Origin of the sequence: Hankyongella ginsenosidimutans, assembly GCF_005144965.1 — a bacterium.
Lineage (GTDB): Bacteria > Pseudomonadota > Alphaproteobacteria > Sphingomonadales > Sphingomonadaceae > Hankyongella > Hankyongella ginsenosidimutans.
In genome coordinates, this window is sequence record NZ_CP039704.1 from 804,673 (window position 1) to 817,570 (window position 12,898).

Genomic DNA, 12,898 nt, shown 5'->3' on the forward strand with positions numbered 1-12,898 from the left:
GCTCAAGATGTGGTTCTTCCCTTATGCAAGCTGGTTTGCGGTCGCAGCGATGGCCGCGATCATGGTGGCGATGGCGCTCAGCCCCAGCCGCTCGATCGAACTTTATTCCAGCCTGGTCGTTCTGGGCCTCGCGCTGACCGCCTATCAGGTGCGCAAGCGTGCCGCGCGACCTGCCGTCGTCAGACCAGCTTGAGCAAGGCAAACCCGCCGACGATCAGCAGCACCAGCCCGGTCGTCACCAGGGTCAGGCGCTTCTCGATGAACACCTGGATCGGTGCGCCATACTTCTTCAGCAGGGCGGCGATCAGAAAAAGCGCGCACCGCGCGTGATGATCGAGAGGACCGTGAACAGCGCCAGATTGTAATGGGCGACGCCGCTGGCGATGGTCACCAGCTTGTAGGGGATCGGGGTGAAGCCTTTGATGAGGATCACCCACGCCCCATATTCGGCATACATGTCGTGGAATTTGTCGAACCCATGGCTGTAGCCATAGAAGGCGATCAACTGCTTGCCGAGCGTCTCGAACAGCAGATAGCCGATCGCGTAGCCGAACAAGCCGCCCAGAACCGACGAGACCGTGCAGATGGCGGCCAGCCGCCAGGCGCGTTCCCGGTTCGCAAGCACCATCGGCACCGCGATGACATCCGGCGGGATCGGGAAGAAGCTGCTCTCGGCAAACGAGATCGCAGCCAGCCAGCGCTCGGCGTTCGGCTTGGCGGCAACGCCCATGGTCCAGTTATAGAGTTTGCGTAGCATGCGGGCTCCTGGAGAGCGCTGATCTCAAATTGCCTCACCCGTCATCGCGAGGCTGCAAAGCAGCCGTGGCGATCCAGTGCACAGAAGCAAAATCCCTGGTCAGGAGTCTGGATTGCCGCGTCGGCCTGGCGGCCTCCTCGCAATGACGCTCCCATCTAAAGACGTCGCGCTCTAACGGATTGCGCTGCACCGCACAAGATCGAGGGGCGTCAAACCGCGCCCAGCGCGCGAATTTTCGCCTTGGGGTGAATTTCGTTCTGGCTGAGCACCACCGTCGCCGGGCGGAACCGCTCGATGACCGAGCGCACATAGGGCCGGATGCCGGGTGAGGTCAGCAGGCAGGGCATCTCGCCGCGCGCGGCCTGCGCCTCGAAGCTGTCGCGCACCGCGCCGATGAATTCCTGCAGCGTCGTCGGCGCCATGGCGAGCTGCCGCTCCTCACCGCCGCCGATCAGGCTTTCAGCGAACCGCTGCTCCCACAGCGGCGACAAGGTGACGAGCTGGATGATGCCGCCGCGCGCGTTCGCGGCGCTGATCTGGCGCGCCAGCCGGGCGCGGACATGTTCGGTAATCAGGATCAGGCTCTGGGTGTAGCCGACGGCCTCGGCGATGCCTTCGAGGATTGCGCCCAGATCGCGGATCGAAATCTGCTCGCTCAGCAGGTTCTGCAATACCCGCTGCACGCCCGACACCGTGATCTTTGACGGCACGATCTCGCCGATCAGCTTTTGCGCGTCCTTGGGCATCTCGTCGAGCAGGCGCTGGGTATCCACATAGCTCAGCAGGTCGGCGATGTTTTCCTTGATCGATTCGGTCAGGTGCGTGGTGATGACGGTCGGCGCGTCGACCACCGTGTAGCCGCGGAAGCTTGCTTCGTCCCGCAGCGAGCGGTCGACCCACATGGCCGGCAGGCCGAATGCCGGCTCGCGCGTATCCTCGCCGGGCAGCGAGACCGCGTCGCCGGAGGGGTGCATGACCAGCAGCATTTCCGGCCGCAGGTCGCCGCGCCCCACCTCTGTCTCCTTGATGTAGAGCACGTAGGTGTTGGCGGGCAGCGCCATGTTGTCGAGGATGCGCACGGACGGCATGACGAAGCCGAAGTCGCTCGCCAGCTGGCGACGCAGCGCCTTGATCTGGTCGGTCAGCCGGTAGCCGTCCTGCGGGCCGCTGATGAGGTTCAGCAAGCCGTAGCCGAGCTCCAGGCGCACCTGGTCGATGGCGAGCGCCGTCGCGATCGGCTCCTCGGCGGGCGTCGCTTTGGCCATCGTCGCGGCCTCTTCCGCTTCGGCGTCCTGCGCGGCTTTGACGGCCCGGCCCTTGCCAAGCGCATAAGCCGTGTAGCCGAGCGCCCCGCCAGCCCAGCGAACGGGATGAACGGCATGCCGGGCATCAGCGCCATGAAGCCCAGCATGCCGGCCGAAATGCCGATCGCCTTGGGATAGGCGGTGAGCTGGCCGATGAGCGCATCATCCGTCTTGCCGGTGACGCCCCTTGGACACCAGCAGGCCCGCCGCAGTCGACGTGATGAGCGCTGGAATCTGGCTAACCAGGCCGTCGCCGGCGGTCAGCGTCGTGTAGGTCTGGAAGGCTTCGCCCAGCGGCAGGCCGTTGATGCCGGAGCCAACGATCAGGCCGACAATGATGTTGACGAAGGTGATGATCAAACCGGCGATGGCGTCGCCCTTCACGAACTTGGACGCCCCGTCCATGGCCCCGAAGAAGGTCGATTCGTTTTCCAGCTCCTTGCGGCGGGCCCGCGCCTGGTTCTCGTCGATCAGGCCAGCCGACATGTCGGCATCGATCGCCATCTGCTTGCCGGGCATGGCGTCGAGGCTGAACCGTGCGGCCACTTCGGCGATCCGGCCGGCACCCTTGGTGATGACGATGAAGTTGATGATGATGAGAATGGCGAAGATGGTGAGGCCGATCAGCGTCTGCCCACCCATCAGGAAGGTGCCGAAGGCATGGATGACGCCGCCCGCCGCCTGCGTGCCTTCGTGGCCGTGGCCCAGGATCAACCGTGTCGAGGCAAGGTTCAGGCCCAGCCGGAACATCGTGAACACCAGCAGGATCGTCGGGAAGGACGAGAGCTGGAGCGGCTTTTCAATGAACAGCGCCGTCATCAGGATCAGCACACTGAGCGTTATCGAAAGCGCCAGGCCGAAGTCGAGCATCCAGGTCGGCAGCGGCAGGATGAGCATCAGAATGATGCCGATCACGCCAAGCGCCACCACGATGTCGCGGTTGGCGTGCAGCCGGTTCAGGACCTGGCTGAGCTGCGGCGGCAGACCGCCGCCGGCCGTGGTGCTGGGTGCTTCAGCCACGCGTTAGACCGCCAGCCGCTCGGAGAGGTTGGCGGCCGGCACGGGCACACCGGCCGCCGTGTATTCGTTCAGCTTGTTGCGCAGGGTGCGGATGGAGATGCCGAGGATATTGGCGGCATGCGTACGGTTGCCCAGGCAATGCTTCAACGTGTCGATAATGAGGTCGCGCTCGACATCGGCGACCGTACGGCCGACCAGCCCGGCAGTGCCGATTGCCCCTCACCATCGAACGCCGGGTCAATGCCGGCGGCCGGGGCGACGGCTGCGAAACTCTGGCGGCTGCCGTCCGGCAGCACCAGCGCATCCGGCCCGATCTCGGCGCCATGGGCCAGCAGCACGGCGCGGTGCATGGTGTTGTCGAGCTCGCGCACGTTGCCGGGCCACGGGTGCGACAGCAGGATACGCAGTGCCTCCTCGCTCAACGGCCGCGCAGCGATGCTGTTCTCCTCGGCGTACTTGCGGGCGAAATGGTCGGCCAGGACCTTGATGTCGGCCGGGCGGTCGCGCAGCGGCGGCAGCTTCACGTTGACGACGTTCAGACGGAACAGCAGATCCTCGCGGAACGTGCCCTTCTTCACTTCCTCCTGCATGTCGCGGTTGGAAGTCGCAAGGATACGGATGTTGACCGGCACCGGCTTTGCCCCGCCGACACGGTCGATCATCCGCTCCTGGATCGCGCGCAGCAGTTTGGCCTGCAGGCGGATATCCATTTCGGTCACTTCGTCGAGCAGCAGGGTGCCCCATTGGCTTCCTCGAACTTGCCGATCCGCCGCGCGAGCGCGCCCGTGAACGCGCCCTTCTCGTGGCCGAACAGTTCCGACTCCAGCAGGTTCTCGGGGATCGCCGCGCAGTTGACCGCAACGAAGGCTTCGTTGGCGCGGTTCGACTTGGAGTGGACGTAGCGGGCGATGACTTCCTTGCCGGTCCCGGACTCGCCGGTGATGAGGATCGAAGCATCCGACGGCGCGATCTGGTCCACCAGTTGCACCACGCGGCCCATGGCTGGGTCGCGGAAGATGAACGCCTGTGTGTCCTGCGCCACCGCCTGCAGCACGGCCGCGATCAGTTCGGCTTCCGGCGGCAGCGGCACATATTCCTTCGCACCGGCGCGGATGGCGCTGACGGCGGCCTGAGCGTCGGTGCCGATCCCGCAGGCGATCACTTCGGTCGAGAAACGCTCGGCCCGCAACGCGGTGATGAAGCTGCCGATGTCGCATGCAACATCGACCATGATGACGTCCGCGCCGCGGGTGCGCATCTGATCGAGCGCGACGGCATGGTCGGGCGCATGCACGACCTTGGCGCTGGCGCCGATCGCCATGCGCGAGGCGACGGCAAGTTGTCCGCCCAGATGTCCGACAATCAAGAGACGCATATGTTCAGTCCTTTAGTCTTTATGCAGTCTTCACGCCGCCTGCACCCGCTCGGTCGGCGGCAGCAGGGCGTTGAGTTTGGATTCCAGGTGCAGGGGATGCTCGCCCTGTCCAAGCGCCGCCGCACCGGCGACGATAAGCTTCAGATGCGCGGTCTCCGCGTCCGCCTGCGCTTCCGCGCGGTGCGCCAGCGGCAGCAGCACGATATGGGCGAGCACGGCACCATAGAGTGTGGTCAGCAGCGCAATCGCCATCGCCGGCCCGATGCGCGCCGGATCGTCGAGTTCGCGCATCACGCCGACCAGGCCGATCAGCGTACCGATCAGACCCATGGCGGGCGCCACATCCGCGCCGCGGCGCAGCAGCTCGGCCAGCCGGCCGCGCCGGCGACCCTCGGCTTCGATCTCGGCGTTCAGGATCGCTTCGATGCTGTCGTGGTTCAGGCCGTCGGCCACCAGTTCGAGCGCACGCTTGAGGAATGGCCGGTCGCGCAGCCCGACAAGGGCTTTCTCCAGCACCACGGGGCCGTCGCGGCGCACGCGGGCCGAGAGGTCGAGCAGCAGGCGCGCGGTCGGCCGCGCATCGCTCTGCGGTCTGGCGAACAGCGCCTTCAGCGCGGACCACACCGGACGGGCATCGCCGGGCTGCAGGCTGACGCCGGTAATGGCGAGCGTTCCCAGCACGACCAGCACTGCGGACGCGCCGCTCCAGAACGCCAGCGGGTCGCCGCTCAGCCACAGGCTGCCGACGATGATGGCGCAAGCGCTGAAAAGAAGCCAAGGCCGAGCATCAGTGGCGATCCGACTTGACGATTTCGGTCATGGTCACCCCAGGTGTTCCTCGACCATGACCACCTCGCCGCGCGCGACCAGACGGTTGTTGACGTAGATGTCGATCGCTTCGCCGACCCGGCGGTCGAGCTCGACCACCGCGCCCGGCGACAGCCGCAGCAACTGGCTCACTTCCATGCGCGCCTTGCCGAGCACGGCCTGCACCTTGACCGGCACGTCGAACACCGCTTCCAGCTCGGACGCAGAGTGGATCTCGTCATCCGGGTTTGAAATCGTGTCGCGATCCGCCATGCGCCCCAGATCGTCGAGCGCGACCTGGGTGCCCATGCCGTCCTGCGTATCGAAATCGTCTGGCCCAGCCATCAGTGTGCCCTTTCTTCGCGCGGGGGTTTTGACCCGCGATAAAGCGTTGCAGCGCCGCCGCGACATCGTCGCGCCGCTGGCGACCCAGGCATTCGACGCCGCCGTCCGACCATTCGATCAGACAATCGCCAAGGCCCAGATCCGGATCGGACAGGAAGATCAGGCGGCCATGAAACCCAAGGCCCTGCGCGATTGCCTCCAGCCGCACCTTCAACCGATCAAGCTGTTCGTCATGCACCCGCACGACCAGGCGCGGCTGCAGCGCCTGCGCTGCGAAAACCTCATGCGCCAGTTGCTCGATCAGGGCGGAGGGCTGCTCCCGAAGCCGCCATCCCGCCAGCGCCTCGCCGATATCACGGGAGAGCTCGGCGGCGTCGACCACAACCTGCGCCTGGACGCGGTCGATCACAGCGAAGGCCTGCGCCATGGTCTGGACGGCCCGTTCGGCGGCCTGCTGCGTCGCCGCCTCGATCTCGGCCAGCGCCTGCGCCCGTCCGGCTGCCAGGCCTTCGTGATAGGCGACCTGCCGCGCCGCCTCGAGGTCGGCGGCGTGCTGCCGCGCCGCCCGTTCCGCAGCGACGCCCGCGCCGGCGTCGAAACGACGGTCGAAAGCGAACGGCGTAACTTTGGCGTTGTCAGTAGACAAGTTCGTCCTCGCCCTTGTTGTCGGCCAGAACGATGTCGCCGCTTTCGGCGAGCGTCTTGGCGGCGCTGACCATCAGTTGCTGCGCCTCATCGACATCGCGCAGCCGCACCGGTCCCATGGCGTCCATGTCTTCGCGCAGGATTTTCGCCGCGCGTTCGGACATGTTGGTGAAGAACAGGTCCTTGAGCTTGTCGGATGCGCCCTTGAGCGCCAGCCCCAGCTTGTCCTTCTCGACATTGCGCAGCAGAGTCTGCACGCCGCCAGGGTCGAGCCGCGCCAGGTCCTCGAAGGTGAACATGAGCGCGCGGATCTTCTCGGCGGAATCGCGGTTGCGCTCCTCCAGCGAACCGAGGAAGCGGTCCTCGGTCTGGCGGTCGAGATAGTTGAAGATGTCGGCGATGGTCTCGTGACTGTCCTTGCGGCTGGTGCGCGCCAGGTTCGACATGAACTCGACGCGCAGCGTATTCTCCACCTTGTCGAGAATGTCCTTCTGCACCGACTCCATGCGCAGCATCCGCATCACCACTTCCATGGCGAAGTCTTCGGGCAGCGAGGTGATGACGCGCGCGGCATGCTCCGGTTTGATCTTCTGCAGCACCACCGCGACCGTCTGCGGGTATTCGTTCTTCAGGTAGGTGGCCAGCACCTGCTCGTTCACGTTGCCGAGCTTGTCCCACATGGTCCGGCCGGCCGGACCGCGGATTTCATCCATGATCTGGGAGACCTTGTCGCGCGGCATGATGCCGGCGAGCAGGCGCTCGGCCGCCTCGAACGATCCATGCAGGGTGCCGATGGTCGAGACCTCGGCGGCGAAGTGGACGAACAGCTTCTCGACCGTCGGCGCTTGACTGCACCCAGCAGCGAGATGGCCTGGGAGAGTTCCTTGACCTCGTCCTCGGTCAGCAACTCCCAAACAGGTTTTCCATGTTCCTGTCCGAGCGCCAGCATGAAGGTCGCCGCCTTCTCGAGGCCGCTCATCTTGTTGATCTCTTCCATGTCCAAGACTGTCATGGGTCAAGGCTCCTACGGATCAGGAATACATCCACTGGCGAATGATCGCCGCGGACTCGAGTGGATTGCGATTGATGACTTCCGCGACTTTCTTGACTGCGGTGGACTTGAGCTTGCCCTCGATCTGCGCGACGGCGATTTCGGTCTCGACGGACAGGCGCCGGCATTGGCTTCGCGCGCCGCCTGGATTTGCCGGATCGCCTCGTCGTCGCCATCGGCGGCGCGATCGATCAGTTCGGCGATCACGTGCCCGCGGTCGGGCGGCGCCAGCGCGAGGCGTTCTTCCTGCCCTTCAAGCGACAGCCCGGTGCCGTCCCCGGCGACGGCGGCGGCTTCCAGCCTCGAGCGCTTCATCATCGGGCGCAAGATCAGGAAGAAGGCGAGCAGCCCAAGCAACCCGATCACGAAAGTCTGTGCCAGATTGATCAGGTCGCTGACCTGAATGCCGAGCGGCAGGCCTCCTGCACGATGCCATCAAGTTCAGTGGGCTGCACGAAGCGCAGGTTCTCGACGACCACGCTGTCGCCCCGCTCGCTGTCGAAGCCGATGGCGTTCTCGACCAGGCGGGTAAGCTTGGCGATTTCGGCGGCGCTACGGGGCGTATAGGCCAGTTTGCCGTCCGGCCCTGCGACCGAGACGCCATCGACCACGACGGAGACCGTCAGCTTGGCGATAGCCCCGGCATCGCGGATCGTCGTGGTGCGGGTCCGGCTGTTGGCGTAATTGACCTGCTCGGAGGTTTCGTCCGCAGCGCTGCTGCTGGTCTGACCACCCTGCTGGCCGCCCTGGTTTTCCGGTAGCTGGTTGGCGACAGTCACCGCGCCGGACGTCCCGTCGGCGTCGTTCTGCCGGTTGGTGCGCTGCACCGTGGTCTGCTGATCGACCACTTGCCGGTCGGGATCGTAAACTTCGGACTCCTCGCGCACATTGTCCTGGCTGAGCGCGGCCGAGACTTCCGCGCGGACATGACCCGGGCCGACCACGCGTTCCAGCATGGTCTCGATCTGCTCGCGCAGCCGGTTCTGGATGGCGACGCGCTGCTCTTCGATGGCGGACGCAGTTCCCATGGCGTCGTCACCCGGGCGCGCCAACTGGGTGCCGTTCTGGTCGATAATGGACACATGATCAGGCGACAGATCCGGGACCGCCGCTGCAACCAGGTTACGGATGGCGCCGACCTGCGCCTGAGTCAGCGGTGCCCGCGTGCGCAGCGTGATCGAGGCGGTCGCCTTGTGCGCTTCCTTCTCGAAAAGCTGGCGCTCCGGCATGACCAGGTGAACCCGGGCGCGCTCCACCGCGTTCAGGGTTTCGATCGACCGAACCAGCTCGCCCTCGATCGCGCGCAGGTGATTGACGTTCTGCAGGAAACTGCTGGTGCCGAGCGGGTCCTGCTTGTCCAGCAGTTCGTAGCCGATCTGGCCGGTGATCTGCTCGCCTGCGAGCTGAATGCGCAGCTCCGGTACCTTGGCGGAGGGCCATGACCGTCGTGCCGTCCGCCGAGAGTTTGAAGGGTACGCCGAGGCCGCGCAGCTTTCGGTGATACCCTGCGCCTGTTCCGGCGGCAGGTCGGTGAACAGAATACCGTAATCGGCCGAGTCAAGCCGTGAGGAGAGGAAATAAAGGCCGACGATCAGCGCCAGCGCGGTTGCGCCCATTAGGGCAAGGCGCTTGACGCCCAGAGAGTCGACCAGAGATTTAACGCTTTCCACGCATGTCCTCGACGGCTGATGCAGGGCGGCTGCCGGGTGTGGAAGCGCGCTGTGCCGTCAAGTTAAGGCGCTGAGCGTAAACGACGCGTAAACGCTGGGCATTTTTGCCGACCGGTTACGGCCGGTCGTTCATGGGAGATTTACGGGTGCGGATTGTCCTATATCCCGGCAGCCGCCGCCGGCGACACCCGTCGCCAGCGTCGAATGCCATGCGATCAGCGGTTATGCAGCGCCCGATAGTGCTGCACGCGCGTCACCCGCAGGCCGGGCATACCGTTGCGTTCGACCGAGCGTTGCCAGGCGAGATATTCCTCGCTGGTCAACTGATAGCGTTCGCAGGCTTCTTCCAGGGTCAGCAGGCCGCCCTTGACTGCCGCCACCACTTCCGCCTTGCGGCGAACAACCCAGCGCCGGGTATTGGCGGGCGGCAGCGAATCCAAGGTCAGCGGCTCGCCCAAAGGCCCGATCACCGAGTGCGGTCGGAACTTTTGGTTCTCCATCATTGGACTTCAACTCCACTCCGTCGCGTTATGCGTGTCGGATCACCATAGACGTCGTCACCTAAGGAACGCCTAAGCGACTCGGTAAACAAACGGGTGAGCGGTGTGAACGAGACGCTAATGCGCAAGGCGTTCAATGCGTTGCGCAGAAACGTTTTCCGCCGCTGGGTTACGCCCATTAAATCACCTGGTTCAACTCGGCGAGGATTTCGTCGACCGTCGTGATCACCTTCGTCGAGGCCGAGAAGGCGCGCTGCGTCGTGATCAGGTTGGTGAACTCGGCAGCGAGGTCGACCGTCGAGGCTTCCAGAGTCGACGGCGAGATCGTGCCGCCGCCGCCAGTGCCGGCGTCAACCAGCGCATAGCGGCCGGAGAAGTCGGAGACGCCGTAGGCGTTGCCCTGCAGGCGGGTCAGGCCATCGGGATTCTGGAAAGTCGCCACCGGCAGCTTGAACACGTCACGGGTCAAGCCGTTGTCGAACAGGGTCGTGACTACGCCGGAACGGTCGATGGAGACCCCGGTCACGTTGCCGAACACCGCGCCGTCGACCGAGGTCGAGATCACGGTCGAGACACTGTCGAACTGCGTCAAACCGTCGACATTGCTGTCAGAGCCAAGGTTGAGGCTGATCTGGCTGGATGAAGCGCCGTTGGTCCAGGCGATGTTCAAAGGGTCCAGCAGCGCCGGGGTGGTGTTGGCCACATCAAGGCTGCCATCGCTGTTGAAGGCGATGGTGCCGCGCGAGATCTGGCCGGCAGTCAGGCCGGCGCCGGTCGTGATGTCGGAGGCCGGTTTGGCGTAAACTTCCACCGCCCAGCGGTTCGGCGTCGCGGTCTTGACGAAGGACACCGAAAGCGTGTGCGTGCCGCCCTGCGCATCGAACACTTCGATGTCGCGGCTGAAGTTGGGCACCACGCCGCCAGTCGCGACGTTGTTCGCAGCGTTGGTCACATCGTAGGTGCCGGCCACGACCGACGGGATCAGCGGGTCAGAAGACTGCAGGTTGGCGCGGATGCGGATATTCTCTGTCGCTTCCGCGGTCCCGGTCAGCTCGGTGATGCGGATCGGCACCAGATCCGTGACGTTACCAGTGTTGGTCACCGATCCGTCGACCTGCAGCGGGAAGCCAAGCAGATAATTGCCGGATGTGTTGCGCAGATAGCCCTCCGCGTCCGGCCGGAAGCTGCCCGCCCGGGTGAACTGCACGGCACCTTCTGCTGTTGCGCTCGGCGAATTGCGCACCACGAAGAAACCGGCGCCATCAATCGAGAGGTCAGTCGGCGAGCTGGACGATTGCAACAGGCCCTGCCGCGAGACCAGGGTGCGCGGAATGGCGCGCACGCCACCCGCCGAGTAACGTGCAAAGGTCTGCGACTCCGTCACCAGGGTCGAGAACTCCGTTGAGGTTCCCTTATAACCCACGGTATTCACGTTGGTGATGTTGTCCGAGATGGCGCTCAGCGCGCTCGAATAGGCGGTGAGACCCGAGACGCCGGAATAGAGAGCGGAATACAAGCTCATTGTGTTCTCCTGTGTGCTGGTGGTGCGCTTATTGTTGTTGGATCGGTGGGACAGCGATACTGCTGACGGCCGTCAGGTCGACCGGGGTCTTGCCGACGATAAGCTGGGTTGCGCCGTTCGCGGATTCGACGGCGGTGACTTCGCCGCGCAGGAACACGCCGGTCGCGATATCCGAGCCGTTGTCCGTGGTGGCGCTGACGGTCAGTTGATAGTAGCCCGGCGGTAGTTCACCCGGTTTGATCTCCAGGCTATGCTCCCCGGCTTCCGTCTCGCCGGATCGCTGCAGGACGATCTTGCCGCGCGCATCGGTCACGACCAGATCGGTCTCGGCGGCATTGGCGCCAAGAGCATAGGTCCAGGAGCCACCATCTTCACCCACGAGCAGGATGTCGGAGTTCGCCACGACCGATTTGCCGAGGTAGCCGGTCGCCGAACTGAGGCCGTTGGCGCTGAACAGGCCAATCAGCGTCTCGAGGTTCTTGTTCTGCTGGATCGACTGCTCGACGCCCGTGAACGAGACGAGCTGCTGTGTGAACTGGTTGGTGTCGAGCGGCGACAGCGGATCCTGATACTGAAGCTGCTTGGTCAGCAGGGTCAGAAAGGTGTTGAAGTCGCCCGCCAGCGACTTGGTGGAGCTTTCCGCCGGCGTCGACGCGCCGAAGCCAGTGGCGGATGCGGGATTGATTGAGGGCATGTCGTTGTTCCTTCGCTCAGGCGAGTACGTCGAAGAGGCTGGTGGGTTTGCGGCCGCGCGTAGAGGCTTCCAGTGCCGCTACCGCAGGCGATCGGATCGTCCGGATGCGCCGGAATCGTTGCCGCCCCGGTGGTTCTTGGCGAGTTCCTGCTGCCCGGCCTGATGATCCTGTTGGCGCAGATTGAAGCTCAGGCTGCCGCTGTCGGTTTTGATGCCGGCGTCCTGCAGGGCGCGCTCCAGGCTCTGCGAGTCCCGACGCAGCAGATCAAACGTCTGCGGATTGTCAGTCGTCACCTGGGCGCGAACCTCGCCGTCGGCCTGGAAGTGCAGCCGGACTTCGACCCGGCCCAGTTCCACCGGGTCGAGACGAACATGAATCTCCGTGCGGCCATCTTTCGACGCACGCGCAACGGCGGTGCCGATCTGATCCGCGGCCGGCGCGGGGTGCGCGCGCTCGAGGGCCGGGCGATCAGCAGGGGAGCCGGTTGCACGGACGCTGACTGCGCGACTGGCTGGCCGGCCGGCGTGCCGGAGGCCGGGGCTACATCGGGCGGCCGGTGGCTTGCAGGGTGCGGTGCCGGCGCGACCTCCGGCTTGGCGGGGCTGCCGGATTGCTCCTGCGGCTGCGTGGCGCTGCTCTTGCGCTCCGGTCCTGCGTCCGCAACGCTGCTGCGCTGCGTATCCTTGGACGAAGGATCGGTTTTGAATTCGGCTTCTGTCGTTTTTCGGCAGTTTCGCGTTTGCCCGTCTGCACCGCAGCCTGAGTTTTGGCGGTATCCCCTGCCTCAAGCGCTTGCTCTGCTACCTGCTGCCCAGAAGGCGCAGCGAGCGGTGCTGCTTGAGCGGTTGCGCTTCCGAGCGCAGCGATGGTGTCGGCGCCGCCGCCTGCATCCTCGACAGGCGGCGCGACGGCGACAAGCGGCGGCGGGACAGCAAGGAACGCAGTGGGCGATGCAGGATCGGCGGCGAGCGGCGGCGTCGGGACCGTGAGGAGCACAGTGGGCGCGACCAGCGTTTCAGCAATTGCATCCTGTTCGGCTTCGTCGCCATCCGAGCTGACATCTGCGGCGTCCGTTGACGGTCCGGCCGCCTCGTTGAGCGGATCAAGCGGCGCAGCGGGTGGGACGTCTTCTGCCACAATCGGGTTGGTCGATTCCGGGAGCGCCAGTTGCACAGTGGGCTGCGCTGGGGCCGGCGACTGCGCCTTG

Annotated in this window: 15 protein-coding genes and 2 pseudogenes; 1 reads left to right on the plus strand and 16 read right to left on the minus strand. The window is 65.1% G+C overall.

Going from position 1 to position 12,898, the window contains the following annotated elements; genetic code table 11:
* The first annotated feature begins 7 nt into the window (after window positions 1–7).
* A complete protein-coding gene (locus tag E6W36_RS17880; RefSeq protein WP_246048122.1) occupies window positions 8–193 on the plus strand; it encodes a hypothetical protein in 186 nt (61 codons plus the stop codon).
* Between the two features lie 111 nt (window positions 194–304).
* Here the strand turns inward: E6W36_RS17880 and E6W36_RS22975 are convergent, their stop codons facing one another.
* From E6W36_RS22975 to E6W36_RS17900, 16 genes and pseudogenes are all read right to left on the minus strand, one after another.
* On the minus strand, window positions 305–556 hold the full coding sequence (locus tag E6W36_RS22975) for a YqaA family protein (protein ID WP_425459683.1): 252 nt from the start codon (window positions 554–556) through the stop codon (window positions 305–307).
* Between the two features lie 410 nt (window positions 557–966).
* Window positions 967–2,958, minus strand: a pseudogene (flhA, locus tag E6W36_RS04660) (flagellar biosynthesis protein FlhA).
* A 126-nt stretch (window positions 2,959–3,084) separates the two neighbouring features.
* Complete coding sequence (locus E6W36_RS17885) at window positions 3,085–3,228, minus strand: helix-turn-helix domain-containing protein (protein WP_246048124.1); 144 nt, start codon at window positions 3,226–3,228, stop codon at window positions 3,085–3,087.
* Window positions 3,225–4,298 (minus strand): annotated as a pseudogene (locus E6W36_RS23940) (sigma-54-dependent transcriptional regulator); the annotation flags it as partial. The pseudogene E6W36_RS23940 and the gene E6W36_RS17885, both read right to left, overlap by 4 nt.
* A 188-nt stretch (window positions 4,299–4,486) precedes the next feature.
* Window positions 4,487–5,146, minus strand: a complete 660-nt coding sequence (locus E6W36_RS04670; protein WP_222873910.1) for a motility protein A — start codon at window positions 5,144–5,146, stop codon at window positions 4,487–4,489.
* 132 nt (window positions 5,147–5,278) lie between these two features.
* Window positions 5,279–5,536 (minus strand): flagellar motor switch protein FliN, encoded by a 258-nt coding sequence (fliN, locus tag E6W36_RS04675; protein WP_425459684.1) that lies wholly within the window; start codon window positions 5,534–5,536, stop codon window positions 5,279–5,281.
* Window positions 5,502–6,254 (minus strand): FliH/SctL family protein, encoded by a 753-nt coding sequence (locus E6W36_RS04680; RefSeq protein ID WP_222873911.1) that lies wholly within the window; start codon window positions 6,252–6,254, stop codon window positions 5,502–5,504. Before E6W36_RS04680 ends, fliN begins: the two co-directional genes overlap by 35 nt.
* Window positions 6,244–6,993, minus strand: coding sequence for a flagellar motor switch protein FliG (locus E6W36_RS04685; protein ID WP_342776800.1), 750 nt, complete (start codon window positions 6,991–6,993; stop codon window positions 6,244–6,246). The genes E6W36_RS04680 and E6W36_RS04685 overlap by 11 nt, the downstream gene beginning before the upstream one ends.
* On the minus strand, window positions 6,909–7,265 hold the full coding sequence (locus E6W36_RS21780; RefSeq protein ID WP_342776801.1) for a hypothetical protein: 357 nt from the start codon (window positions 7,263–7,265) through the stop codon (window positions 6,909–6,911). Before E6W36_RS21780 ends, E6W36_RS04685 begins: the two co-directional genes overlap by 85 nt.
* A 12-nt stretch (window positions 7,266–7,277) precedes the next feature.
* Complete coding sequence (locus E6W36_RS04690; protein WP_222873912.1) at window positions 7,278–7,670, minus strand: hypothetical protein; 393 nt, start codon at window positions 7,668–7,670, stop codon at window positions 7,278–7,280.
* Window positions 7,671–7,690: 20 nt separating this feature from the next.
* Window positions 7,691–8,974, minus strand: a complete 1,284-nt coding sequence (gene fliF, locus E6W36_RS04695) for a flagellar basal-body MS-ring/collar protein FliF (RefSeq protein ID WP_281277448.1) — start codon at window positions 8,972–8,974, stop codon at window positions 7,691–7,693.
* 215 nt (window positions 8,975–9,189) lie between these two features.
* The gene (gene sciP / locus E6W36_RS04700) at window positions 9,190–9,477 is read right to left on the minus strand and encodes a CtrA inhibitor SciP (protein ID WP_222873914.1); all 288 of its coding nucleotides are present in this window, start codon (window positions 9,475–9,477) and stop codon (window positions 9,190–9,192) included.
* A gap of 175 nt (window positions 9,478–9,652) precedes the next feature.
* Window positions 9,653–10,996 carry a flagellar hook protein FlgE gene (locus tag E6W36_RS04705; RefSeq protein ID WP_222873915.1) on the minus strand — a complete coding sequence of 448 codons (1,344 nt, stop codon included), beginning with the start codon at window positions 10,994–10,996 and terminating at the stop codon, window positions 9,653–9,655.
* 28 nt (window positions 10,997–11,024) lie between these two features.
* Window positions 11,025–11,690: a flagellar hook assembly protein FlgD gene (locus E6W36_RS04710; protein ID WP_222873916.1), complete on the minus strand. Its 666-nt coding sequence runs from the start codon at window positions 11,688–11,690 to the stop codon at window positions 11,025–11,027.
* Window positions 11,691–11,768: 78 nt separating this feature from the next.
* Entirely contained in the window at window positions 11,769–12,302 is a 534-nt protein-coding gene (locus tag E6W36_RS20345) for a flagellar hook-length control protein FliK (RefSeq protein WP_281277506.1), read from the minus strand.
* On the minus strand, window positions 12,232–12,864 hold the full coding sequence (locus E6W36_RS17900; protein ID WP_246048126.1) for a hypothetical protein: 633 nt from the start codon (window positions 12,862–12,864) through the stop codon (window positions 12,232–12,234). The genes E6W36_RS20345 and E6W36_RS17900 overlap by 71 nt, the downstream gene beginning before the upstream one ends.
* Window positions 12,865–12,898 lie beyond the last annotated feature (34 nt).